This is a genomic window from Embleya sp. AB8, from assembly GCF_049739465.1.
Classification (GTDB): Bacteria; Actinomycetota; Actinomycetes; order Streptomycetales; family Streptomycetaceae; genus Embleya.
The window spans coordinates 19,389-44,584 of the sequence record NZ_JBMHHY010000030.1 but is presented as its reverse complement, the minus strand read 5'-3'; the positions used below and the strand labels follow the sequence as shown (position 1 = coordinate 44,584).

Sequence of the window (25,196 nt, the reverse complement as noted above, 5' to 3'; positions counted from 1 at the left end):
CCCCATGACGACGACCACACCCAACGCACCCACCACGCCTACCACTTCCGCGCGCGCCCCGCGGCTGACCTTCGGCCGGATCCTGGACTCCGAGTGGGCCAAGATCAAGACCGTACGCTCGACCCTGTGGACACTGCTCGCCCTGTTCGTGGTGAGCGTCCTGATCAGCTGGGCGGTCGCCGGCCTGGCGGCGAGCGATGTGGCCAAGCACGTGGCCGAGGGCAAGAAGGACGACGCTCCCGACCTGCTCACCGTCGGCGTCGCCTTCGGCCAGATCGCCGCCCTGGTGCTCGGGGTGATGTCGATGACGGCCGAGTACTCGACGGGCATGATCCGTACCAGCCTGACCGCGGTGCCGTGGCGCGCCTCGATGCTCGCCGCCAAGGCCGTGGTACTGACCGCCGTCCTCTTCGTGGTCGGCGCGGTCACCGGGTTCTGCTGCTACTTCCTGGCGAACCTGATGCTCAGCGCCAAGCACGTCGGGGTCGGCCTCGGTGAACCGGGCGTGGTCCGGGCGCTGGTCGGCACGGGTCTGTATCTGGCCGTGCTGGGCCTGTTCGGGATGGCATTGGGGGTGCTGCTGCGGCATACGGCGGGCGCGATCACCCTGGGCATCGCGCTGATCTTCGTGGTGGGCGGCGTGGTGAACCTGATCCCCGGCAAGACCGGCGAGTGGATCGCGAAGCTGATGCCCGCCAACGCCGGCGGACAGGTGATGTCGGTTCGGGGCGGGGACAAGATGCTCGACCCGTGGCCGGGGTTCGCGGTCTTCGTGGCCGAGACGCTCGTCCTGATGGTCCTGGGTGCGGTGTTGCTGGAGAAGCGCGACGCGTGATCCCTGCGCAGCGTGATCCCCGCGCAGCATGATCCCCGCGCAGCATGATCCCCGCGCAGCGTGATCCCGCCGGCTAGTCGTGCACCCGCGCTGCGCGTTCGGGGGTCCCATCCCGCAATAGATGAAGACATGTTCATCCTTTCCTGTACGGTGATGGTGTTGCCGTCCTCCGTGCGCGAAGGGTTCTTCCGTCATGCCTTCCGTTCTGCTGCGTGATCCGAGTCGGCCCATGTCGGCCGCTTCGGCGGCGCCCCGGCGGCGCACGCGCGTGTTCGCCCTGGCCGAGGCCCGGTGGGCGGGGGCCGCGTTGGTCCTGTTCCTGTCCGCCCTGCCGCTCCAACTGGCCGGCGCCCCGGCATGGACGTGGGGACCGCTGTACGCGGCCTCCTACGCCACCGGGGGCTGGGAACCGGGACGGGCCGGACTCGCGGCGTTGCGGGACAAGACCCTGGACGTGGACCTGTTGATGATCGTCGCGGCGCTCGGCGCGGCCGCGATCGGGCAGGTGACGGACGGCGCACTGCTGATCGTCATCTTCGCCACGTCCGGCGCGTTGGAAGCGTTGGCCACCGCCCGCACCCGGGACGCGGTCCGCGGTCTGCTCGATCTCGCCCCCACCACCGCCACTCGGCTGGTCGCCGACGGCGGCGACAGCAGCTGGAGCGGCAGCGGCGAGGAGACGGTCGACACCGCCGAACTCGCCGTCGGGGACGTGGTCCTGGTCCGCCCGGGAGAGCGGGTCGGCGCCGACGGCCGGGTGCTGGCGGGGGCGAGCGAGGTCGATCAGGCCACCATCACCGGCGAGCCGCTGCCGGTCGCGAAGGCGGTCGGCGACGAGGTGTTCGCCGGCACGCTCAACGGCACGGGCGTATTGCGGGTCCGGGTGGAGCGGGACGCGTCCGACTCGGTGATCGCCCGGATCGTGGCGATGGTCGAGGAGGCGTCGGCGACCAAGGCCCCGACCCAACTGTTCATCGAGAAGGTCGAACAGCGGTACTCCCTCGGCATGGTCGCCGCCACCCTGGCCGTATTCCTGGTCCCCCTGGGCTTCGGCGCCGACATCACGAGTTCGCTGCTGCGGGCGATGACGTTCATGATCGTCGCGTCGCCGTGCGCGGTCGTGCTGGCCACCATGCCGCCGCTGCTCTCCGCCATCGCCAACGCCGGCCGGCACGGTGTGCTGGTGAAATCCGCCGTCGTGATGGAACGCCTGGGGCAGGTGGACACGGTCGCCCTGGACAAGACCGGCACCCTGACCGAAGGCACCCCTCGGGTCACCGACATCCGCCCCCTCACCGCCGGCGGTCTGACCGAGGACGCCCTGTTGACGCTGGCCGCGGCGGCCGAACACCCCAGTGAGCACCCACTCGCGCGCGCCGTCGTCGACGCGGCCCGCACCCGCGGCCTGCACGTCCCCACCGTGCGGGACTTCGCCTCCGCGCCCGGCGTCGGCGTCACCGCCACCGTGGACGCAAGCGTGATCGGCGTCGGCGCCCCCGCCCGGCTCCTCGACGGCGCCCGCGACGCGGCCTCGGCCCGCGCCGCCGCGGTGGCGGGCGAGTTGGAGGCGGGCGGACGTACCGCAGTGCTCGTCCGACGCGACGGCATCCCGGTCGGGCTCCTGGGCATCGCCGACCGCCTGCGACGCGACGCCGCCGCGACCGTCAGCGCGCTCACCACACTGACCGGCCGCGCGCCCATGTTGCTGACCGGCGACAACCCGCGGGCCGCCGCCCGGCTGGCCGAAGAGGTCGGCATCACCGACGTCCACGCCGGCCTGCTCCCCCGGGACAAGGTCGCCGCCGTACGGGAACACGAACAGGCCGGACGCAAGGTGCTCGTCGTGGGCGACGGCGTCAACGACGCCCCCGCCCTGGCCGCCGCGCACACCGGGATCGCGATGGGCCGCGCCGGGTCCGACCTGGCCCTGGAGACCGCCGATGCCGTCGTCGTCCGCGACGAACTGGCCACCGTTCCGACCGTGATCGCGCTCTCGCGCGCGGCACGCCGCCTGGTCGTCCAGAACCTGATCATCGCCGGGACGTTCATCTGCGCCCTGGTGGTGTGGGACCTGGCCGGACACCTCCCGCTGCCCCTGGGCGTCCTGGGCCACGAGGGCTCCACCGTGATCGTCGGGCTCAACGGCCTGCGGCTGCTGCGCGCCGCCGCCTGGAATCGCGCCGCCGCACCGACCCGCGACGGTCAATGAGCCGGCCGCCGCGCCCGGCGCCGGCCCGACGTCAGGCCGCCGTGGGTTCAGTCGGTGGTCTCCCAGGACTTGAGGATGGTGGTGACGCTTGCCGCGGTGGACGACGCGCGGGTCAACTCCTCGGCGAGTGCGGTGACTCCGGCCTGGGTGAGCTTGACCGGTACGCCGCAGGCCAGGAGGTAGCCGTGGGCCACCGCGACAGCCACGCGCAGGTTCGAGTGCTCCAACCAGCGCATCCGGCCCAGGCTGTGCGCGAGGGCCGCGGCCTTGGCGTAGTTGCCGTGGTACACGTCCTGCCCGGCGATCACCGCGCGGTGGCGTTCCACCGCCGCGACCGGGACGCCGTAGTCGTCCGGAGCGGGATCGTCGCGCCCCGCACGGCGGGCAATCTCGAGGATCCACGCCAGGTCCACGCTCACGCTCATCCGCGCGCCTCGATCTCGTCCAGGAGATCGCCGTAGCCGTCCAGGACCTCCTGGGCGCCCGCGAGGAACACCTCGCGCAGGCGCTCGTTGTCCGTGCGGATCAACTGTTCCACGTATTCGTTCACCGGCATCCGCCGCGTCTCGGCCGCCTGCCGCGCCATCTCCGCCGCGGCCTCCTCCAGCCGGAGGTTCACCTGAGTTTTCGCCATGACTGCAAGCTACCACCTGATAGCAGGATGGGAGTCGGGATCCAGGACGAGACCTCGACCACCGGTGGTGAACGAGATCGATTTGTCGCCTCCCCATTCTCGGCACGCGAAGCAGGCGGCGATCACGATGGGGATGGTGGCGGCGAAGGCGACGAGACGGGACCGGGAACCGGCCACGGACCGGCGACGTTGCGTGGGCGGTTGGTTGCGTTTTCGGTGGGTGGCGGACCGCGAATCCTCAAATTCAGCGCAGATCCAACGGACTTCGGGCACCGACGTGGCTAGGGTTCGCGGTCCGAGCCGACACATCCGGGGAAGCGAGGGTCCGGGGCCGTGACGTCCTTCTGTACGCATGACCATGACACCGGCAGCCAGGCACGTTCGAGACACGACGGCGAGCTCGCCGGGCTCACCGAACCGGGCGAACTCGACGAACTCGCCGAATCGGTCTACCGGCGCTATTCCGGGCCGTTGTTGTCCTTCTGTCTCAAGCTCACCGGCGGGGACCGGCCGTGGGCCGAGGACGTCGTGCAGGAGACCATGTTGCGGGCGTGGCGGCACGCGGACGCCTTCGCCGACGACACCTCCGACCTGATGCCGTGGTTGGCGACGGTGGCCCGTCGGATCGTGCTGGACGACCGTCGTGCGCGCCGTGCCCGGCCGCAGGAGTGCAGTCCCGAACCGCTGGAGTACGTACCGGCCGACGACCAGTGGGAGCCCCTGCTCTGGAAGATGGCCGTGGCCGACGCGATGCCCTCGCTGACCCCGGCACATCGCGAGATCCTCGCCGAGACGGTGTTGCGCGACCGCGAACTCAAGCACGCCGCCGCAGTCCTTGGTATACCGGTCGGGACGGCGAAGTCCCGTATCCATTACGCGATCCGCGCCCTACGCCAAGCTCTGGAGGAGCGCAGTGCGGGTTGAGCACCCGAGGTGGTGTGCACGATGTCTCGCGCGCAGAGCGCGGCGTCGTGAGTGGGTGGTCCTGATGGGCGTCCGATGGGGAGAGTTGCCCGGCACATGAGGAACACCGATCCGTTCGACTTCTTCGACAACCATCGCGACACGATCTTCCGCTGGGGCGGCATCGCGGCCGCTGCCCTGGTGTTGTTCCTGATCCTGCGGTTCATCGCGATGCGCTTCGGCGGGTGGCGGGCCGGTTGGCGGCGCCTGAGTCGGGAAATCGCCCTGACGGCCTACGCGTTCGCGGCCCCGATGCGGACCTGGCTGCGGTATCGGCGCTCGGTGCGGGTTCTGGTCGCGGGGTTGGGCGCGAGTGCGACCTGGCGGGACGCGGAACGGGCCCTGGTGGCGGCGAAGTTCGCCGGGGCGCCCGGTCAGCCGTACGCGGCCGTGGTCGGCGGCGGTTCGGTGACGGTGCTGTTCGCTGCTGACAACATGCCGTCGCCCGGGGGTATTTGGCGGCCGGTGGCGGAGGATCCCCGGGCCTGGACGGCCGCCCGGGCCGAGTTGCCGTCGGTCACGCCGGACGCCGAGGGGACCAGACCGGTGGTCGTCGCGCTGGGTGAGCGCGACCGGGACTGCGTGTTCCTCGACCTCGTGGTCGGCCCGCCGATGGTGTGCGTACAGGGCGATCCGCGTTCGGGGTCGGCCCTGTTCCAGGCCGTCGCGGCGCAGTTGGACGCCCGCCTGCCGGGCGGGCTGGTCGTGGTCGCCGACGGCGTGCATCGCGACGTTTCGGGGCTGCCGGTCCGGGACGCGTACCGGACCGCCCGGGCCCAAGCGCCTCGGCTGGGCCTGCCCGTGTTCCTGGTGACGCCGGAACTGCCCGACCCGCTGCCGCCCGAACTCGCCGAGCCGCCGGGGGATTCGCCCCCGTTGCGGGTGTTGCTCGGCGGTCCGGGGCGGAGTCAGGTACGGATGTTGCTGACCGATGCGCACGGCCGCGTCGCCGTGCCGGGTACGCCCCTGCTGGTCTCGTGCAGCGCGCTCGGGGCGGCGCTCGCCCGGGTGTTGCCGACGGTTCCGCCGGTGCTCCCGCCCGCTCCCGCGCCGGTTTCCCGGCCGGGAGTGGGTCACGCCGAGTGGTTCGCCGAGGAGGAGCGCGAGACCGCGGTACCGGAGCCGCTAGCGGCGGGGACGGAGGCGGCGGAGGCGGATGCCTTGGCGATGGCGGAGCCGGCGGGAACGATGGCTTCGGCGGTGTCGGCTCGATCCGCGGTCGCCGAGCCGCCCGCGCGCTCGTCGGGCGGCTCGGCCGACGCGGGCGCCGGGTCCCGACCGTCCGCGCTGATCACGTCCACCGGGTCGCCTGCCGTCGACACCGACCCCGAACCGCTGCTCGGGCGCCCCGCGCGGACGTCGACGGCAGCGGCGGCGATGGCGATGGCGGCGGAACACGAACCGCCTTTCGCACCAGCCGTGTCGGCCCGACGGAGCCCGACTTCGGGTCCGGATCCGAAGCCGGATCCGGTCGGCGATCGGGGGTGGGCTCCCGACCCCGAGCCGACCACCGCGACCGGAGCGACGACCGCGCCCGATTCGACTCCCGGCGTCGATTCGACTCCCGGCGTCGCATCGAAGCCCGACGCCGCGTCGACGCCCGACCCCGATCCGCAGCAGGACTCCGGCCCGACACTCCCCCCGGACCCGGCACCCGACCCCACCCCGGCCCCCGACGCCGAACCCGCACACCGCCCCGACGCTGCCCGAGCCGACCCGTGGGCCGGCCCGGAGCCGTCGTCTCCCAATCCGCGCCCGTAGGTCGCGCGCGGCCTCGACCGAGTGGGCCCGCCCGACATCCCTCCCGGCTCCCCGAACCCGGCCCTCCCGGCCCGCCCCGCACGAGTCCCTCCTCCCCCGCCCGCCGCCTCCCCTCCCTTCCCCGCGAGAGTTGGACGCCCGTGAATCTCGCCGTCACCACCACCGATCCGCAGGGCCTGCGTGCCGATCACCTGCTGGACATCCCCGCTTCGGCGACCGTCGCCGAGCTCGGCTCGGTGCTGGGCGCCGCCGACCTGTTCCTGGGGAGTCGGCGGCTCAATCCGGATGCGCGCGTGGGCGCCAGTGGCATCCGCGCCGGGTCGTTGATCGGTCTCGGCGGTCCCGCGCCGACCGGGACGGCGACGCGCGCTTGGCGACCGCCCGGGTCCGATCCGGTGCTCGTCACCGTGCGGCACGTCTCGGGCCCGGGTGCGGGCCGGGTATGGCGACTCGGCCCTGGACTGCACGAGGTCGGCACGGACCGCGCGTGCGCGTTGCGCCTCGACGGCGGCGAAGCGCCCGCGCAGGGCACGTGGATCACGGTCGGCGCCGACGGATCGGTCACGGTCCGCCTGCCGGACGGCGCCGACGAGGACCGGTGCGGCCTGCGCAGTCTCACCCCGCCGCCGCCCGTCGATCCGGTCACCGGTACGCCGCTCACCGCCGAGGAGCCGGCCGGGATGCAGGAGGGCGGCCCCGGTGGGCATTCCACCGAGCCGCCGCCGGCGGGTCCGGACGGGTTGCCCGGCCGGCGGCCGTTGCCGCCGATCGGCCACCTGCCGCCGCCCGACGACGGCTCGCTCCCCTGGCCGACGTACGCCGACCTCTCGCTCGGCGAGCATCTGCTGCGCCTGGGCCCGCCGGACGAGCCCGAGGCGGCGGTCCGCGCGGCGGCGGACGGGCTCGGCGTCGAGTACAACCGACCGCCCCGGCTCGCGCCGCACCTGGACGGCGAGACGATCCGGCTGATGGGTCCGCCGCCCGACAACACCAAGCGGCCGTTCCCGTTCCTGATGATGATCGCCCCGCTCGTGATGGGCCTGGCGATGATGTTCCTGTTCCGCAGCTTCTTCTTCGTCGTCTTCGTGTTCTTCTCGCCGATCATGGCGATCGGCAACTGGGTCTCGGGCCGGCGCACCGGGCGCCGGCAGTACGAGGAGGCCAAACGTGTCTATCGGATCCGCCGGTCGGCACTGGAGCTGGAGATGCGCCGTGCGACCGTGGACGAACGCGGGTTGCGCAACTCGACGTTCCCGGATCCCGCGGCGATCCTGCTGACCGCGACCGGCCCGGGTCTGGGGCTGTGGCAGCGCCGCCGCCGGGACTCCGACCACCTGACCATCCGGCTGGGCACGCTCACCCGCGCGTCCCTCAAGAGCATCGACGACCAGGCGCGCGAGTCGCACTACCGGAGGGTCAACTGGCGGCTGGCGGATGTGCCGTTCGGGGTCGAGCTGACCGGTTTCGGGGTGGTCGGGATCGGCGCCGCAGGGGAACTGCCGCGCCGGATCGCGAGTTGGGCGGTGATCCAGACGGCCGTGCTGCACAGCCCGCGTGATGTTCGGATCGTCGTGCTGACCGAGGACGAGCATGTCGACGCGTGGCAGTGGGTGCGCTGGTTGCCGCATCTGCGTCCGGGCCGGCCGGGGGCGGCGGTGGTGGCGCTCGGTACGGATCCGGAGAGCACCGCACACCGGGTCAACGAGTTGATCGCCGACATCCAGACCCGCCTCGACTCCGCACGCTCCGCACTGGGTCCGACCCTGCAGCGGGAGCCGGACGTGCTGGTGGTCCTGGACGGCGCCCGTCGGCTGCGCGATGTGCCGGGCGTGATCGAGGTGTTGACGAACGGGCCGACCGTACGGGTGTTCAGCCTGTGTCTGGAGGAACGTGAGCAGCTGCTGCCGGAGGAATGTACGGCCGTGGTGACGGCCAACGACGGTCGCCTGGACGTGCGGGCGTCCCACGTACCGAAGGTGAGCGGCATCCGGGCCGATCTGGTCGAGCCGGCCTGGTGCGAGGAGGTCGCGCGGGCCGTCGCACCGCTGCGCGACGTCAGTGTGGAGAGCGACTCGGGACTGCCGTCCGAGGTCGCGCTGTTGCCGCTGATCGGCCAGGAGCCACCGGATGCGGACGTGCTGCTGCGTACCTGGGCGCGCCGCCCGGCGTCCACGGCATTCGTGCTTGGCAGCGGGTATGAGGGGGTGCTGCGCCTGGATCTGGTGCGCGACGGCCCGCACGGCCTGATCGGCGGCACCACCGGTTCGGGCAAATCCGAGCTGCTGCAGACGATGATCGCGTCGCTGGCCGCGGCCAACCGGCCGGACGAGCTGACCTTCGTGCTGGTCGACTACAAGGGTGGCAGCGCGTTTCGCGAATGTGCCGAACTGCCGCACACGCTCGGCATGATCACCGACCTGGACGGGCATCTGGTCAAGCGCGCCCTGGCCTCCCTGGACGCCGAACTGCGGCGTCGCGAGACGGTGTTGAACGAGGTCGAGGCCAAGGACCAGGCCGAGTACCGGATCAGGCGCGCGCGTGATCCGCGGCTGCCCCCGCTGCCCCGACTCATCCTGGTGATCGACGAGTTCGCCACCCTGGTCCGCGAACTGCCGGACTTCGTACCCGGGTTGATCAGTTTGGCGCAGCGCGGGCGCTCGCTCGGTCTGCATCTGCTGCTGGCCACCCAGCGGCCGGGCGGCTCGGTCAGCAACGAGATCAAGGCCAACACGAACCTGCGGATCGCCCTGCGGGTGACCGACCGCTCGGAGAGCCAGGACATCATCGACGGCATCGAGGCGGCCGGGATCTCGCCGAACAACCCGGGTCGGGCGCTGGTCCGCCGGGGTGAGGGGGCGCCCACGCCGTTCCAGACCGCGTTCGTCGGCGCGGAGCGGCCCGGGCCGGTCCCGAGCGCGGCGGTCGCCGAGGCCGCCGCGGCCCGGCCGGTGCGCGCGATCCGGCTCGGTTGGCAGCGCCTGGGCCGTCCGCTCGACCTGTCGGAGGCGGGCCTGGAGGCGGACCCAGAGCCGCACGAGGGCACTCCCCCGCCGGCCGAGGAGCGGCCGACGGACCTGCGCGCCCTGGTGGACGCGCTGCGCGAAGCGGCGGACCGGCTGACCGACTTCCGGGAGTTGCCGAGTCCGTGGCTGGCGCCGATGCACGGTCGCATCCGGCTCGACGAGCTGCCGCCCATCCCGGATCCGGAGCCCGGCGCGCTGCCGATGATCCCCTACGCCCTGCTCGACATCCCGCACCTGCAGGCCCGGCGGTTGGCGGCGATCGACCTGGCCGGCTTCGGGCACCTGTATGTGATCGGTGCGCCGCGTTCGGGCCGCACCCAGGTCCTGCGCACCGTCGCGGGGGCCGCGGCGCTCACCATCGCCTGTTCCGACCTGCACATCTACGCGATCGACGCGGCGGGCGGCGGGCTGGGCGTGCTGGAGTCGCTGCCGCACTGCGGCGCGGTGGTCTCGCGCCACGACGCGGAACGCCTGGAGCGGCTGATCAACCGCCTGGTCGGCGAACTGACCGGCCGGCAGCGGCTGATCGCCCGACACGACTGCGCCGATGTCACCGAGCTGCGGGCCAAGGTGCCCAAGGATCAACGGCCCGCCCACCTGCTGCTCCTGGTGGACGGCTGGGACGCGTTGAACAACATGCTCGACGACTACGACGGCGGCCGGCTGTACGCCGACTTCGTCCGGTTGTTGCGCGAGGGGCAGGCCGCCGGCATCCATGTGATCGCCACTTCCGAGCGGCTCCTGCTCGGTGGCCGGCTGGCGGCGCACAACGATCGTCGGCTGCTGCTGCGGCAGACCGATCCGAGCGACTTCACCCTGATCGGGATACCGCGCAACAACATTCCCGCGCATGTCCCGCCGGGGCGCGGCTGGTTGGCCCCGGGGGCGATCGAGGCGCAGATCGCCCTGCTCCCGTCCATCGCCGAGCCGTCGACGGCTCCCGCCGAGGGCGGCGCCGGCGAGGCGGGCGACACGTTCGTCGCCGACCAGAGCGATCAGGCCGAGGCGATGCGGGATCTGGGTCGGCGGGCCACGATCCGCGACCACGCGGTGCCCGAGGTGCGGCGGCCGTTCCGGATCAACGAGATGCCGACGGTGATCGGCTTCCAGGAGGCGCACGACCGGGTGCCGCAGGCGTGGCGCAAGCCGTTCCGGGCGCTGCTCGGGGTGGGTGGCGACGCGGTCGAGCCGCTGGCCTACGACTTCGCGGACGGCGGCGGGTCGTTCATGGTGGCCGGGCCGCCGCGCACCGGGCGCAGCACGACGCTGGCCGCGATGTCGGTGTCGTTGCTGATGGGCGGTACCCAGCTGATCGTGATCACGCCGCGCGATTCGCAGTTGCGCAAGTTGGCCGCGCACAATCTCGCCCAGGTGCTCACCGATCCCGATCCGTCGCCGGAGATGCTGACCGAGGCGTTGGCGGCGGTGGACGGGAAGCCGGTGGTGGTCGTGGTGGACGACGCGGATCTGTTGCTCGGGGCCGCCGCCGATTCGGTACTGCGCCGGATCGCCACGTCCGGCCGCGACCACGGGCAGGGACTGTTGTTGGCGGGCCTGGCGGAGTCGATGAGTTCGTTGGGGTGGGTCGGCATGGCGCGGCGGTCGCGGCGCGGCCTGCTGTTGGGGCCGAAGACGCTCGGCGAGGCGGATCTGATCGGGGCCAGGTTGTCGGCCGAGCAGGTGCGGGCGCCGCTGGGTCCGGGCCGGGGCTGGACCGCGGGCGACGCGGGGGCGGCGATCGCGGTGCAGGTGCCGCTCACGGTCCTGGACGGCTGACCGGGAGCACGAACGGCACCCGCACCCGGCACCCGCACCACGAGGCGAGTGCGGCGGCTACTTGTTGTGCGCTGCCGCCTCGGCCTTCATCTTCGCGACGGCGGCGTTGATCTCGCCCATCAGCTTCTCGTCCGAGTCGCCGAGCGACTTCGCGATGCCCTTGAAGTTCTCGGCGTACGAGTGGATGTTCTGCGCGGAGGTCTTCATCTGCTGGCTGAAGGTGTTGTACGCCTCCTGTAGCGCGGGGCTGGCCTTCTCGAACACCAGGCCGTCCTGGAGCAGGCCGCTGACCGTGTGCTCCAGGGTGGTCAGCTCATTGGAGATGTCGCTCAGTTTGGTGCCCATGCGCGTGGCGCTGCCGGCGATTTCGTCGAAGTTGACATTGACGTCGGGCATTGGGTCCTCCGATTGGGTCGCTGCTCGGTGAGGGGGTGGGCAAGTGGGCTGCTACTGGGAGGAGTTGACCTTGTCGGCGATGTCCTTGTCCATGTCCTGGACCGACTGCATGATCTGCCGGAACTGGGTCGCGTAGCCCTTGATGCTCTCGGTGGCGGCGGTCAGCGCGGTGGTGAACTTCTCGTACTGGGTCTGCAGCGCCGGACTGGCCTTGGTGAGCACGAGGTTGGTGGTCAGCAGCGAGTCGACCTCGGACTTGGCCTCGTTCATCCGGGGCACGAGTGTGTGCTCGACGCTGCTGTCCAGCAGGTTGGACACCCGGCTGATCTCGGCGTAGGTGAGCTTGATGTTGGCGGCCATGGGCGAGTCTCCTCGGGAACGGAAGTGGGTACGGGTGCGCGGACGAGGGCGGGTGGCACGCGGGGCCGGCCGTCAGATGAGGTGACTGCCCGAGTGGCCGACGCCGGTGTCCCGGTCCGCGCCGGACTTGTGCTTGGTGTACGCGGGATCGAGCTTCCATTTGCCGGTCGGCCCGTCGCGGATGTAGTGCTCGGTCTTGTCGCCGCCGGTGGAGACCATCGTGCCGCTGCCGTCGTGGTTGATGCTGAACACGGACGAACTTGTGGTGCCGTCGCCGTACTTGGTGGTGATGGTGTAGCCGCGGACGTCGTACGGCTTGGCCTTGCCGTCGCCGCCCGGCGGTGGCTCGACCCATTGCGGGGGGCCGTTGTACGTCGTGGTCGTCTCGTAGGTGTGCCCCTGCGGGTCGGTGATCTTCGAGGTCTCCTTGACGATGTTGTTGTCCTTGTCCAGCTCGACGTTGACGTCGACGGTGCCGTGTTCGTCCTGCTGATGGTACGAAGTCGGCGGTTTGTCGGAGGGTTTGGGCGGTTCGTCGCCGGGCTTGGCGGGTGCGCTGTCCTCGCCCTTGACCAGCCACGCGGCACACCATGCGGGCGCGTCGGGGCCGTGGCAGGTGTGCCGGATGCTCTCGTCCGGGTGGTCGCGGAAGTAGTCGGTGGCGCCGATCCCGGCCAGATAGGCGTCCCATCTGTCCTTGTCCGCCTGCCACTTGTCGTGCGTGGCCTTGGTGTTGCGCCATTGGTCGAGGCCCAGCCCTGAGGTCAGCAGACCCGCCGCGCCGGAGATCTGCGCGTCGGAGTCGAAGAACACGTCGGACACCGACTTGAAGCTGTCGGCGAGCTTGTTCAGCCCCTCCTTCGCCTTGGCGGTACGGGACTTCGAGTGGTGGTGGAAGCTGTTGAACGCGAGCGACAGGGTGGCACTGCCCAGGCAGGCCTTACGTTCGCCGGCCGAGGCCTCGCCGAGTTCGCGGAACGCTCCCGCGCTGCCCGAATCGGCTTGCCGGGCAAGGTCCCTCAGCTTGCTCTGGATCGTGTACAGGTTGTTGTAGTCGATCGCGAAATCGGCCATTCGCACCTCCTGTCCCTCGACGGCCCGTGTGTTGCGCCCGTGCCTCGAACCGCCTTTACTTCTGTACGCGTTGCAACCTTCGCAGGTTCAACTGTCCTCGTTTCGAACAGGATTGAACCTGCCGCATGGAGTGCGCGTACAGAAGGGCGCCGTGGTTGCCCGATCGAGCGAGAGGGGCCCGCTTCGATGGCTCGTCCGGGGGATTGGAGTGCGCTCGGTCTCGGCGGTGACCCGACCCCCGGCGACCCCGACCGGATCGACCGGGTGATCGCCGCCGAGCTCGAATTCGTCGATCTCGCCCGGGACATCGACAACGGCCTGAACGAGGTCAGGAACACCTCGAGCACCGTGTTCGTCGGCAAGACGGCGGAGGCGCTGCGCGGTGTCATCGACGGCAATCTGCGCAATTACATCGCCACGTACAAGACCGCCCACGAGGACGTGCGCAGTGCGCTGACCGCCTACGTCGGGGTGATGCGCGCACAGCAGCAGCGTGCGGACGCCGCACTGTCCGCGGCTGCCGCGCTGCCCGAGGACGACAAGGCGGGCCGGGCCGCGCACAAGAGCACCGCGGAGGACGCCCGGATCACCCTGGAGCACGCCGCCGACAGCGCCGCGCGGAAGTTGCGTGCCGCCGGCGAGTCGATCGCCTCGCCCGTGGACGAGTGCGAGGAGTTCTGGAAGGCACTCACCTGGATCGCGTTGATCCTGGTGTTGCCCGCGATCATCCTCGGCGGTCCGATCGCGCTGCTCGCCATCGCGCTGAACGTCGCGCTGCTGATCAAGACCGCGATCGACTTCGCGCACGGCAACGCGAGCGTCACGCAGCTCGTCTTGGCGGTGCTGAGCGTGGTCGCGCCGACCACCAAGGGGCTGCACCTGGGCAACCTGTGGAGCGCCATCAAGGGTCTCACCGGGCGTGGCGTCGCGGGCGGGAAGGACCTGTTCCTGGGCGGCGCCAACTCGTTCGGATTGTCGGTGCGACTGGGGTTCGGCATCGACACGGCCCTGGGTGCGGCGGGCGCGTGGATCAAGGGCGGGTTCCAGGGGTTGCGGCTGGGGCCGATCGGCACCAAGGTGCCCGTGCTCGCGGCGTTCGGCGGCAATCTCGGGCGCGGCATCCGGTTCTTCCCGCTGGGCACCGAGCTGACCGTGATCAACCTGGCCGGCGCGAAGACGTTCTTCGGGCTGCGTGCCGTGCTCACCACGATCAACACCGTCAAGGGGCTGGGCAGTTCGATCGCGGGCGGGTTGAGCGGCTTCAAGGGCCTGCGGTTGTTCCTGCCGGTGGCGGCCGACGAGATGGGGCAGGGCCTGGGGCTCGCCTTCCGGATCGGCTTCATCGACCGCGGCCTGTTCGGCATGTACCGCTACGGTGCCTTCCTCGACGGCAAGTTCCTCGGCGCGGGCGCGAAGATCTCCGGCGGGGTGAACGCGGGGTTCTCGGCGTTCCGGCCGGGCGGCGAGCTGATGAAGTTGCCCGATGTCCAGGTCGGCGGGCTCGATTCGGTGCGGATGGGCCCGCTCGGCCACGGGTTCGACATGCCGCCCATCGGCGCCCGGTTCACCGGCGGTCTCGGCGACTTCAAGGTGGTGAACGTCCCGCCCATGGGCACCTTCGGCGGCGGCTTCCACCCCGGCAACTTCCCCGGCCTGGGCACATTCCTGGGCCACCCGGGCGACCTGGGCGCGGTGGTGCCGTTCACCGGGTTCGGCGCGAAGATCGCCGACATCCCGTCGTTCTCCTTCACCGGTTTGGGCGCCACGGACCTCGCGGGCCGGCTCACCGTCCCGCCCGGGATCACCGGGCTGGGCGCGACCGGGCTCACCGCGCTGCCGCCCGCGCTCGGACACATCAGCATCCCGAACCTGGACACGGTCACCCACGCGCTGCCCAAGGTGGAGCTCGGTCTGCCGGGGTCGGGCACCCTGGTGCACGACCTGCCCTCGCCCGGCGCGCTTGCCCGCCCCCATCTCGACGGCCTCGGCACCGTCGCCCTCCCGCAGCTCGGCAACGTCGCGGTCCCGCACCCGGGTTCCGTGGCGATGCCCGACGTGTCGATGCCGACCCTGCCGCAGGTCAATCTTCCGGCCGTGTCGACCACGCCGATCGCCGGAGTCGCCGGTTCCGTCACCCCCGCTCCGGGCGCTCCCGGGCTCGGCACCCACGTCGGCGGTGTCCCGGCGGCCGGGCTCGGCGATCTCCGGCTGCCGACCGTCGGCGCGCAACTGGCGGACCTCCCGGCCCTTTCGCCGGCCAATCTGGCCGCGCCGCACACCGTGCGGCCGAGCGACGGCTCGCTGGTCAACGTCCCGGACATCGGTTCGGTCCCGCTCACCGCGCAGGTCCAGGCGCCGGGCGTGCACTCGGGCGAGCTCAATGGCGTCAACGGGGCGACGACGCACCTCGACGTCGGCGGCAGTCGGGTGACGCTGGGCAACCTGACGTCGGGCCGCGGACCGGGCGACGTCGCGCCGGTCGGCCTCACGGGCACCGGAGTCGTGGGCGGCGGCCTCACCGCCGGGGGCCACGTCATCCCGACCAGCCCGGTGGTCAACGACCTCACGGTGTTCATGATGCGCGGCGCGCGGTACGACTTCGCGCACACCTTCGGCACCATCCCCGGCCTGGACGGCGTCGAGGTACGGGTCCTGCCGGGCACTCGGGACGGCGCGGTGGTCGACATCCACGTCATCCCGAGCGGCCGCGCCGATCTCAGCGTGACGCACCTCCCCGTCGGCGGCCGGGAGGTGCTCCGGATCGAACAGGCCCTCGCGGGCGGCGGCGTGCACCGCTGGGACTACGAACTGAGCGCCCGCAACGACCATCGGCTCCTCGACGACCAGATCATCGACGCGCACGTCACCGGCCCCGTCCCCGGGCAGGCCGTCGAGCTGACCACGATCGCGACGCCGCCGGCCCCGCCCGCCACGATCGCCGGGTCGACCGGCCTCGGGACCGGCGCGGTCGGGCCGGCCGTCCATGGCCCGGGCACCACCGGCGTCCCGATGTCGCAACTCGTCGGAATCCCGGGGCTGCCGGGCACGCGGGTCGAGGTCCGGCTCGGCGCCGGCGGCGGCATCGAGGGCATCCGCACGGTGGGCGGCGCGGGCGGGCCCCATCTGGACACCTCGCACTTCGCCGGTCCGGGCGGGAACCACATCGTGCGGGTCGAGCAGAGCGTGGTGCCGAACGTCGAGACCCGCCGCTGGGAGTTCGACATGTCCGCGGGCGGCCGGCTGATCGGCATCGAGCGGCGCATCACGCTCAGCGGCGGACACTCCGACGGCACTCTGGTCGCCGTCGGCGTCGACCCGGCGGGCCGGCCCCTGGGTGTCACCCACTTCGATGCCGACGGCAGTGTCCGCGCTGCGGGTGGGCCGCCGGTGCGGATCAACGCGGCCGGCATCAACGTCCCCACCGGCGGCGGCTTCCAGCTCCACGACCCGGCGACCGGCGCCCTGTCGCACACCGGGCTCCGGCTCGTCGGCTCCGACGGCCGCCCGCTGCCGATGCACGTGCTGAGCCCGCACGACGGCGGCGCCCCCGCCCTCGTCGACGCCGACGCGACCGCGACGCTGGGCTCGGTCACCGCGCCGCGGGACGCGCACGGCATGCTCCATGTCGTGCCGACCGGCACCGGTCCGACCGTGCGGGTCTTCGGCGCGGACGGCCGGTTCTCGCACAACTCCCTGCCGCTCGCCGGCATCGACGAACTCGGCCTGGCCGGCGGCCACATCCGCTCCCCCCACGTCGGCACGCCGCACGTGGCCGGCGCCGACGGCACGCCGGTCCCGCACACGCAGGTCGTCCGGCAGCTCGGCAACGAGTTCCGGATCACCCACCCGGGTGGGCAGTTCCACGTCGACGCCGGCGGGGCCCGCGCCCACGACGTCATCCCCCTCAGCACCGCCGACGGCATCGAGACCGGGCTGCACGTCTTCACCCCAGTCGGCGCCACGAACCCGCGGCCGGCCCCGCGCGGCCCGGACGGCACGCCGGCCACGACCGTGACCGTCGCCAACGTCGACAACACGTTCCACGTCACCGACACCGGCCTCGGCGCGCAACCCCACGTGGTGACCGTGCACACCCCGCAGGGCGGGTACTCGCACACCGCGCTGCCGCTCACCGGCGGCGGCGCGCCCGGCGGGTTCATCCGGCTGCCCGACCACGTCGGCGGCACGCCGCAACTCGCCCGCGGCGACGGCACGATCGTGCCGGACACCGGCGTCACGGCGCAGCACGGCGGCGGCTATCTGGTGCAGCACGGCGGCGGGGCGATCCTGGTCGGCGACGCGGGCGCACACACCCACGATGTCGTGGCGCTGACGGCCGGCGGCGCGCCACTGGCGCGGTTCGTACACACCCCGGTGGGCACCCCGAACGTGCCGATGCCGCACCCGAGCGGCCGGGACGGTGTACCCGATCCGAACGTCACGGTCACCCGGGTCGGCGGCGAGTTGCGGCTCACCGATCCGCACGGGTCGTTCACCGCGCACGGTGTCGACGGCGTGCATCGCTACGACGCGATCCACGTGCTCGGCGGCCCGTTCGAGGGCCGCTTCGTCCGCTTCGACGGCCACACCGGCACACTCGTCGACGGGCGGCTCGCCGCCGTTCCGGGCGCGCATGTCGTGCCGCAGACGGGGTTGCGGGGCGGCGGCTTCCGGATCGGCGACGGCGGCCGGCATGTCGTCGTCGGCCCGCGGGGGGCGCACCGGTTCGACGTCGTGGGCCTGCGCGGCCCCGACGGCGCCGCGCCGCACGAATTCGTCTTCCGCCTGCCGGCGGCGCGCGACCCGCTGCCGATCGTCAAGGGCGCGGACGGCGGCAACCTCGCGGTCTCGGTGCTGGACCGTCCCGACGGCACGCTCAGGGTCCAGGACGCGACGTCGATCCGGGTCTTCTCCGGCACCGGCGCATTCGACTTCCGGGTGTTGCGCCTCACCCGCGCCGAGGGCGTACGCCTGCCGGAGCACCTTCGCGTACACCCCGGCGGAGCGCACATCCTGCTCGACGACCACCTCGCCGACATCGCGAACATCACCGTGCACCCGCGCGCCGGCGGCGGGTTCAATCTTCGCGATGCCAACGGCGGGTTCCGCGTGTTCGACCGGACCGGCAGGCTGGAACTCACCGCGACCCCGCATCAAGTGCCGCACGGCGCGGGCGAGATCACCGTGCTCGACGTGACCGACGCCGCCGGCGTGCACCGGTTCGACATGATCGGGCTGTCGGACGCGCGGCTCGGCGACCCCGCACGGACGCAGTTCCTGCGCACCACGGGGGACGACCTTCGGGTCCTGGACGGCAATCTCGACGTGCTCCCGGGCCTGCGCGCGATCCCACAACCGGGCGGCGGATACCGAGTCGACGGGATCGGCGTCCGGGCGAACGAGTTCCGGCGGTTCGACCCGGGCGGGCGCCTGGAGTTCCAGCGGGTGGACGTCGTCGGCGCGCGGGGCGGGATCGACCCGAACCGGCACTTCGAGATCACCTACCCGGCGAACGGCGACGCCACCTGGTCGCTCGTCAAGACCGACGCCCACGGTGTGCCGGTGCCCGGGCCGGCGACGCGGGGGTGGTTCGAGGGTGGCCCGGTCGACATGGCGGGCGCGGAGGCCGGCCGGCTGCATCTGGTCAGCCACCTCAAGGTCACCGTGTTCGAACGTCGGGGGCTGCCCGACGGCGGCGTGCTCGACGCCCACCACTCCCCCGCCACCCTGGGCACCTTCGGCGTGTTCAATCAGCGCGGCACGTGGGCCGAGTTCGACCCGCACGGCAACCTGGTGCAGCACGGCACCCGGCACTGGGGGGAGAGCACCCGCAGCTACTTCGACGTCAAGAGCCTGCTCGGCTTCGACGTCCGCGTCCGGCACTTCCAGATCAGCGCGGACGGCGGGCACGTGCTGGCCGACCTGGACCACGTGCCGGCCACGCAGGGCTTCGCCGATTCCACGTGGGTGCGCTTCGACGCCGACTTCCGGCCGATCGCGTCCGGGACCCGGCACTGGGGCCCCGGGCGGGGTTGGACCGACAAGATGCACCACCCGCTCACCAACCAGATCATCACCGCCCAGGAGAAGTTCGGCCGCTTCCAACCCGGCCTGCAGAACGTCCGCCGCTACCACCAGATCGAGGTGGGCGTCGACGGCATCCCCAAGCGGGACTTCGTCTCCCGGCACGCGGACGGCAACGTCAACGGGTTCGGCAAAACGCTGCACAACGGCGACTTCCTCACCGTCGTCCGGTTCGCCGAGCAGCGCCCGCCGGTGTTCTTCCGCAACCTGTTCAGCTCCGACATCCGCACCACCGACCTCTCCGCGCACCCGTGGCTGGCCCACGACAACCGGCTGCGGGTGGGGACCTGGACCCAGGAGCCGGCGGGCGGGGGCGCAGGCACGCGCGGCGTGCAGTTCACCACCAACAACAAGGCGGTGTTCGACGTCGCGAGCAACGGCGACATCGTCCGCGAAACGCGCACGTTGCTCAACGGCAGCACCCTCACCGTGGGCGAGGTGCCGCTGCCGGTCATCGAGGCGGGAGCACGCGCGGGACAACCGGTGGCGCACCACCCCGACTATCTCCCGTGGTCCGAGGGCCCCGACGGCCTCCAGGGCCACCGGACCCGGTTGGCGGCCGACTTCGTACCGACCCCCGGCTCGGCCGGGAGGCAGATCACCTGGCAGGACCGCTTCACCACCGACCTGGCGGACGGCGACTGGTACACGCCCGGCACCAAGGAATGGACCGTCGTGCGGACCGGCTTCGCGGACGGCACGTTCATCGACTACCGGCCCCGGCCGACCGACGGTGCCGGGGAGGTGGGGCCGAACACCCGCACCACCATCGATGCCGGCGCCGGCGACTGGACCCGGTACGACCACCACGGCGTCGTCGTCGGCCGCTCGGACTCCTTCCCGAATCCCGACGGGCCGGGCCGGCTCGACATCGTCGGCACCATGGGGGTGGGCACCGACAAGTTCCGCTGGCACGACGCGGCCGACCCGAACACCGGCGGCATCCGCAAGACCGCGTTCGAACGGCAGATCACCCCGTGGCAGTGGGACCGCGAGTCGTACCAGGACTTCGACGTGAACAACCGGCTCATCCGCGACCACCGGCTGCTCGGCGACGGCCTGACCGTCGACGCGTGGCGCGGTGTCGACGCACACGGCAACGAGGTGTGGCACTGGAACAAGATGGACCCGCAAGGCAACATCCTGGCCTTCGGCGCCGGCGTACAGGATCGGATCCGGCACTGGTTCGACGCGGCCGGCGATCCCCTCCCCGGCTGGGCGAAGGGGGCCCGGTGGTCGGACCGGATCACCGGTCTCGACCACCAGGTGGTCCAGGAGATCCCGGCGCGCAGGACGACCAATGTGGTCCGGGACTTCTTCACCGACACCCCGTTCCGGGTGCGCGACTACCGCGCCGACCCCGCCGGCGCGTTCGACCCGCACGTCTGGCAGGAGTCGGACCAGGGCATCCTCGCGCAGGTCAAGGTCCGATTGTCGGACGGCACGTTCCTGGAGACGAACGCGTTCAACAAGCACGGGCGGCGCTACGACATCGACGGCGTCACGCTGCTCGGCGACCGCTCGATCCCGGGGTACATCACCGAGTTCGACCCGCACGGCGCGAGCAGTCTGGTCGGGCGCGAAACGCACTTCACCGGCGTCTTCAACGAATACCGCGGCCTGAACCGCACCTTCCGCGAGCCGAACCGCTGGAACTTCGGGCCGTCCGTGCAGGGCGAGGCGGTCCCGGCACCGTTCGCGCTCCGCGCGATCCAGTCCATCGGCATCGACATGACGCACGAGTTCCTCCTCGATTTCACCGTCAACCTGGTCGTACTGTCGATCGTCCGGGTGTTGTCCGGCGGCGGGTTGAGCGCGGCGGACGTGGGGCGCGCCGCCTTCGGTGCCGCGCTCAGCTCGATGACCAAGGGCACCCTGGCGGCGGCGCACATGGCGGCCAACCGCGGTGGCTGGAAGGTGCATTGGTCGAACATCGACTACGGACAGCCGGCGAGCTGGCGGCCCAACGACGACAGTTGGAACACCGAATGGGGGGCCAACGAGCGCCCGGTGCGCTGGCGCGGCGGCACCTACGAATTCGCCCTCGGGCTGGCCTCCGGCTCGGTGGCCGGGTTCGTCAGCGGCGCGTCCCAGGCCGCCATTTTCGGGGTCCGCGGCGCGAACGGCACGATCATCAAGCTCTCCCGCGGGGACGCCGCGCTGGCCGGCCTCGCCTCCTCCGTCGGCGGGATCCTCGACACCATCTCGGTCGGCGCGTTCCGCACCCTGGTGCAGAACTCGATCGGCAGCCGGTGGATCCACCGCCAGGGCCCGATGGACATCTTCGTGATCGGCGCGCTGGGCAAGATGATCGACAAGCTCTTCTCGCTCCTGGTGCTCGGTCCCGCGACCGTGCGCTGGATCGGCGGCCGGCCCGATGTGCACTCGGGCGACAACCTGCTGCCCGGAACCGGACCGGGTGGCTGATGGGCACGGTGACCATCCACGTCGGCCCCAGGGGCCGCGGCACCCACCGCGACATCGGGGCCGCGCTCGCCGCCGCGCCCGCCGGCGCCGAAATCCGCATCGCCCCCGGCGAGTACGCGGAGAATCTGCGGCTGGAGCGGCGCGTGGTACTGCGGCCGGACAACACGGCGGGAACCGTCGTGCTCCGCGCCCCGGCCGGGGTCGCGCTGACCGTCGCCGCCCCCGGCTGCCTGGTCCGCGGCCTGGTGCTGCGCGGCGCCGACCCGGCGGAGCCGGTCGTCCGGGTCGAGGACGCGGCCGGCCTGACGCTGGACGCGTGCGAACTGGAGCGCGGCCGGGTGGACGTACTCGGCTCGGCCGCGGCGAGCGGCAACGCGCGCAACACCCTGCTCACGCTCGCCGATCCGCTCGAAGCCGAGCTGGCCGACCCGACCGGCGGCGGCGTCCTGCTGTTGCGCCGGACCCGGCTGCGCGGGGCGCGGCACGCCGCGTTGGTGCTGGCCGGCGATGCCCGGGCGCGCGCCGAGGACACGCTCCTGGAGACGATCGACGGCGTCGGCGTGGTGGTGTCCGGCCACGCGGTGCTGCTCGCCGACCGGCTGCGGGTGCGCGACACCTCCGGCTCGGCGTTGCGGGTACGCGGCGACGCCCGACTGCTGGCCCAAGACACCACGCTCGACGGCGCCGGACGCAACGGCGTCCTGGTCGAGGAGCGTGGCGAGGTCCGCCTCGACGACTGCCGCGTGCGCGCTGCCGGGCGCGCCGGCGTGCATGCCGAACACGAGGCCCGCGTGCACCTCACCGACTGCCGGATCACCGACGCCGGCGGCAGCGCGGTGGCGGTCGGCGGCGCGGCACGACTCACCGCACACGGCTGCCGGTTCGCCGACCCGGCCGGCAACGGCGTGCTCGCGCTCGGCGACGCCGAGGTGACGGTGACCGCGTCGCTGGTCACCCGCAGCGGGTTCACCGCGGTGCATCTGGACGGGAACGCCCAAGGCCGGATCGGCGGTTGCCGGCTGGAGGGCAGCGCCGAACACGGGCTGGCGGTCGTGGCCTCGGCCCGCGCGGAGGTCGTGGACACCACGGTGTCCGGAGCGACCATGTGCGGGGTGCAGGTGGCCGACGCGGCCGCTGTGTCGATGCTCGCCACCCGGGTCGAGGGCGGCGAGACGGGAGTTCGGCTGCGTTCGTCCGCGCCGGCCGAACTGCGCGAGTGTGTGGTGAGCGGGGCCCGCCGGACGGGCGTCGAGATCGGACCCGACGCGCACGTCACGCTGTCCGCGACCCGAGTCGCCAAGACGGGCAGTGCGGGGGTCAGCGTCGATTCCGGCGCCCGGCTGCGGATGGACGGCGGCGGCGTGTTCGCGGTCGGGGGCAGTGGCCTGGTGGTGGGGCGCGGCGCCGAACCGACGCTGCGCGGCATCCGGGTGGACGGGACCGCGAAGAACGGCATCCTGTTCGGCGAGGGCGCGCGCGGGGTGGTCGAGCACAGCGATCTGTCGGCCTGCGCCTACCCCGCGCTGCACATCGGCCACGACGCCGAACCGCGGTTCGTCGGCTGCCGGGTCTTCGACTGCGCGCAGGACGTCGCGCATGCCGAGGGTGCCCGGCCGGTGTTCGAGGAGTGCGTGTCCATCCGGGTGCCGGCGGCGTCGCCGGCCACCCTGTCGCAGGGGTCCGCCCGGGCGCCGCGCGAGCCGGCGGCCCCGGTCGGGGTCGCTCCGGCGGGCGGGCGGCCGGTTCCCGCCGCCGCGCCGGTGTCGGTGGATCTGGCCGAGCTGGGCGAGGCTCCGCCGCCGCCCGAGACGCTGGAGGACCTGCTCGCGGAGCTTGCCGAACTTGTGGGCCTGGGCGGCGTGAAGCGTGATGTGGGCGGCATGGTCAAGCTCATGCAGACGGTGCGCATGCGCCAGGAGGCCGGACTGCCCGCGCCGCCGCTGAGCCGCCATCTGGTGTTCGCGGGCAACCCGGGCACCGGGAAGACGACCATCGCGCGCCTGTACGGAAGGTTGTTGAAGGCGCTGGGACTTCTCGAACGCGGCCATCTGGTCGAGGTCGACCGCAGCGCCCTGGTCGGCGAGTACGTCGGGCACACCGGCCCCAAGACGACCGAGTCGTTCAATCGTGCGCGCGGCGGCGTGTTGTTCATCGACGAGGCATACGCCCTGGTACCCGCCGGGGTGGCGAACGACTTCGGCGGCGAGGCCGTCGCGACCCTGGTCAAGCTCATGGAGGACCATCGTGACGAGGTGGTCGTGATCGTCGCCGGATACCCCGGCGAGATGGAGCGGTTCCTCGCGTCGAACCCGGGTCTGTCCTCGCGGTTCAGCCGCACCCTGCTGTTCGACGACTACTCGGCCGACGACCTGGTGCGCATCGTCGAGCACCACGCGGGTCGACACCGCTACGAACTCGATGCCCCCGCGCGCAAGGCGCTCGGCGAGTTGTTCGCCGCGATGCCGCGTGGCGCGCAGTTCGGCAACGGCCGCACCGCGCGGCAGGTGTTCCAGCAGATGACCGAACGTCAGGCGATGCGGATGGCCGAGATCGATACGCCGGACGCCCGGCAGTTGGTCGTCCTCGACGAAATCGACCTGCCGCGACTGGTCGGCTCCGACTGACGACGCACACCGCCTCGTCGGCCGTCGTACCCATGGAGGAGAGCTCGTGTCCGGACCCAACGAACCCAACGCACCCGGCCCACCCGCCGGTTCGTCGTCCGCGCCCTCGTTGGCGCAGGCGTACGCGCGCCGGCCGGCCCGCCCCCGGCGCGGTCTCGTGCCGGGCCGGCGGGTGTGGGTGTCCCTCGCCTCGGCCGCGGGCATCGCCGCCGTCACCACGCTGGCCGTGGCCGTGACGCCGAGCGGAACAGGCGGGGGCACTGCGACCGGCAGCCTGCCGGTCGCCGCCGCGGGGGTGCCGGGGGCCGCGTCGACCGGGACGCCGGGGACGGCCGGGTCGCCCGCGTTGCCCGGGTCGCCCACCGCCGCGGCAGCGACGAGCGCCGGCTCGACGCCGAGCGCGGTCGCCCCCGCAACGCCCGCCGGGGCGGCCCCCGAGGCACCGGCGCCGGAGCAACCCGCCGCCGGGCCACCCGCGATGAAACCGGCACCGCCCCGGACGGCGTCTCGTCCGCCCGCCGAACCCACCCCGGACCAGCCCAGGGCCGCCGTGCCCCCGCCGCGGCCCAACGTCTCGGGCAGCCCCCTGCGCAACCCGGCCTCCGGGAAGTGCCTGAGCGGGTCGGCGGGTTCCGACGGCACGCCGCTGGTCCTGTGGTCGTGCAACGGCGACGTCAACCAGAAGTGGGACATCGCCTCCGACGGCACGATCCGGGACAAGGGCCTGTGCATGGACGCGGCGTGGGGTGGCACGGCGACCGGCACCGTGGTGCAACTCGCCTACTGCAGCGGAAATCCCGCCCAGCAGTTCACGCTGCGCGGCAACACGATCTACGCGAAGGCTGCCGATAAGTGCGTCGACATCTGGAACAACAACAGCGGCGACGGCGCGGACATCCGGCTGTGGCCGTGCCACGGCCACTGGAACCAGGCATGGACACGTAGCTGACCACGGGCACGTCGACGCACCGACGACGACGCCACGCACGAGGAGCAGGCCCCTGGGGTCTGCTCCTCGTGCGTCGACCCC

The 25,196-nt window shown here is 72.3% G+C and carries 13 protein-coding genes; 8 read left to right on the top strand and 5 right to left on the bottom strand.

Annotation, left to right across the window (positions count from 1 at the left end):
* The first annotated feature begins 4 nt into the window (after positions 1-4).
* Positions 5-835: an ABC transporter permease subunit gene (locus ABIA38_RS35795; RefSeq protein WP_424643122.1), complete on the top strand. Its 831-nt coding sequence runs from the start codon at positions 5-7 to the stop codon at positions 833-835.
* 193 nt (positions 836-1,028) lie between these two features.
* A complete protein-coding gene (locus tag ABIA38_RS35790; protein WP_424643121.1) occupies positions 1,029-3,044 on the top strand; it encodes a heavy metal translocating P-type ATPase in 2,016 nt (671 codons plus the stop codon).
* A 47-nt stretch (positions 3,045-3,091) separates the two neighbouring features.
* On the opposite strand, the gene ABIA38_RS35785 is transcribed toward ABIA38_RS35790, so the two are convergent.
* Together ABIA38_RS35785 and ABIA38_RS35780 are read right to left on the bottom strand one after the other, a co-directional pair.
* Entirely contained in the window at positions 3,092-3,469 is a 378-nt protein-coding gene (locus ABIA38_RS35785) for a fic family toxin-antitoxin system, toxin component (RefSeq protein ID WP_424643120.1), read from the bottom strand.
* Entirely contained in the window at positions 3,466-3,678 is a 213-nt protein-coding gene (locus ABIA38_RS35780) for a hypothetical protein (protein WP_360315326.1), read from the bottom strand. The genes ABIA38_RS35785 and ABIA38_RS35780 overlap by 4 nt, the downstream gene beginning before the upstream one ends.
* A 333-nt stretch (positions 3,679-4,011) precedes the next feature.
* On the opposite strand from ABIA38_RS35780, the gene ABIA38_RS35775 reads away from it, so the two are divergent.
* The 3 genes from ABIA38_RS35775 (at position 4,012) to ABIA38_RS35765 (ending at position 11,201) form a co-directional block, all read left to right on the top strand.
* Positions 4,012-4,602: a sigma-70 family RNA polymerase sigma factor gene (locus ABIA38_RS35775; RefSeq protein ID WP_424643119.1), complete on the top strand. Its 591-nt coding sequence runs from the start codon at positions 4,012-4,014 to the stop codon at positions 4,600-4,602.
* A 96-nt stretch (positions 4,603-4,698) separates the two neighbouring features.
* Entirely contained in the window at positions 4,699-6,402 is a 1,704-nt protein-coding gene (locus tag ABIA38_RS35770; RefSeq protein ID WP_424643118.1) for a hypothetical protein, read from the top strand.
* Positions 6,403-6,542: 140 nt separating this feature from the next.
* Positions 6,543-11,201, top strand: a complete 4,659-nt coding sequence (locus ABIA38_RS35765) for an FtsK/SpoIIIE domain-containing protein (protein ID WP_424643117.1) — start codon at positions 6,543-6,545, stop codon at positions 11,199-11,201.
* A 57-nt stretch (positions 11,202-11,258) separates the two neighbouring features.
* Here the strand turns inward: ABIA38_RS35765 and ABIA38_RS35760 are convergent, their stop codons facing one another.
* The 3 genes from ABIA38_RS35760 to ABIA38_RS35750 all read right to left on the bottom strand — a co-directional run bounded on the left by ABIA38_RS35760 (position 11,259) and on the right by ABIA38_RS35750 (position 13,031).
* Positions 11,259-11,597 carry a WXG100 family type VII secretion target gene (locus tag ABIA38_RS35760; RefSeq protein ID WP_424643116.1) on the bottom strand — a complete coding sequence of 113 codons (339 nt, stop codon included), beginning with the start codon at positions 11,595-11,597 and terminating at the stop codon, positions 11,259-11,261.
* 51 nt (positions 11,598-11,648) lie between these two features.
* The gene (locus ABIA38_RS35755; protein ID WP_424643115.1) at positions 11,649-11,957 is read right to left on the bottom strand and encodes a hypothetical protein; all 309 of its coding nucleotides are present in this window, start codon (positions 11,955-11,957) and stop codon (positions 11,649-11,651) included.
* A gap of 72 nt (positions 11,958-12,029) precedes the next feature.
* Positions 12,030-13,031: a serine/arginine repetitive matrix protein 2 gene (locus ABIA38_RS35750; protein WP_424643114.1), complete on the bottom strand. Its 1,002-nt coding sequence runs from the start codon at positions 13,029-13,031 to the stop codon at positions 12,030-12,032.
* A gap of 186 nt (positions 13,032-13,217) precedes the next feature.
* Here ABIA38_RS35750 and ABIA38_RS35745 point away from each other — a divergent pair, with 186 nt between their 5' ends.
* Genes ABIA38_RS35745 through ABIA38_RS35735 form a run of 3 tightly spaced genes read left to right on the top strand, consistent with a single transcriptional unit; the run spans position 13,218 to position 25,115 of the window.
* On the top strand, positions 13,218-21,542 hold the full coding sequence (locus tag ABIA38_RS35745) for a hypothetical protein (RefSeq protein ID WP_424643113.1): 8,325 nt from the start codon (positions 13,218-13,220) through the stop codon (positions 21,540-21,542).
* Positions 21,542-24,166, top strand: coding sequence for a right-handed parallel beta-helix repeat-containing protein (locus ABIA38_RS35740; protein WP_424643112.1), 2,625 nt, complete (start codon positions 21,542-21,544; stop codon positions 24,164-24,166). Before ABIA38_RS35745 ends, ABIA38_RS35740 begins: the two co-directional genes overlap by 1 nt.
* 46 nt (positions 24,167-24,212) lie before the next feature.
* Positions 24,213-25,115: a ricin-type beta-trefoil lectin domain protein gene (locus ABIA38_RS35735; protein ID WP_424643111.1), complete on the top strand. Its 903-nt coding sequence runs from the start codon at positions 24,213-24,215 to the stop codon at positions 25,113-25,115.
* Positions 25,116-25,196 lie beyond the last annotated feature (81 nt).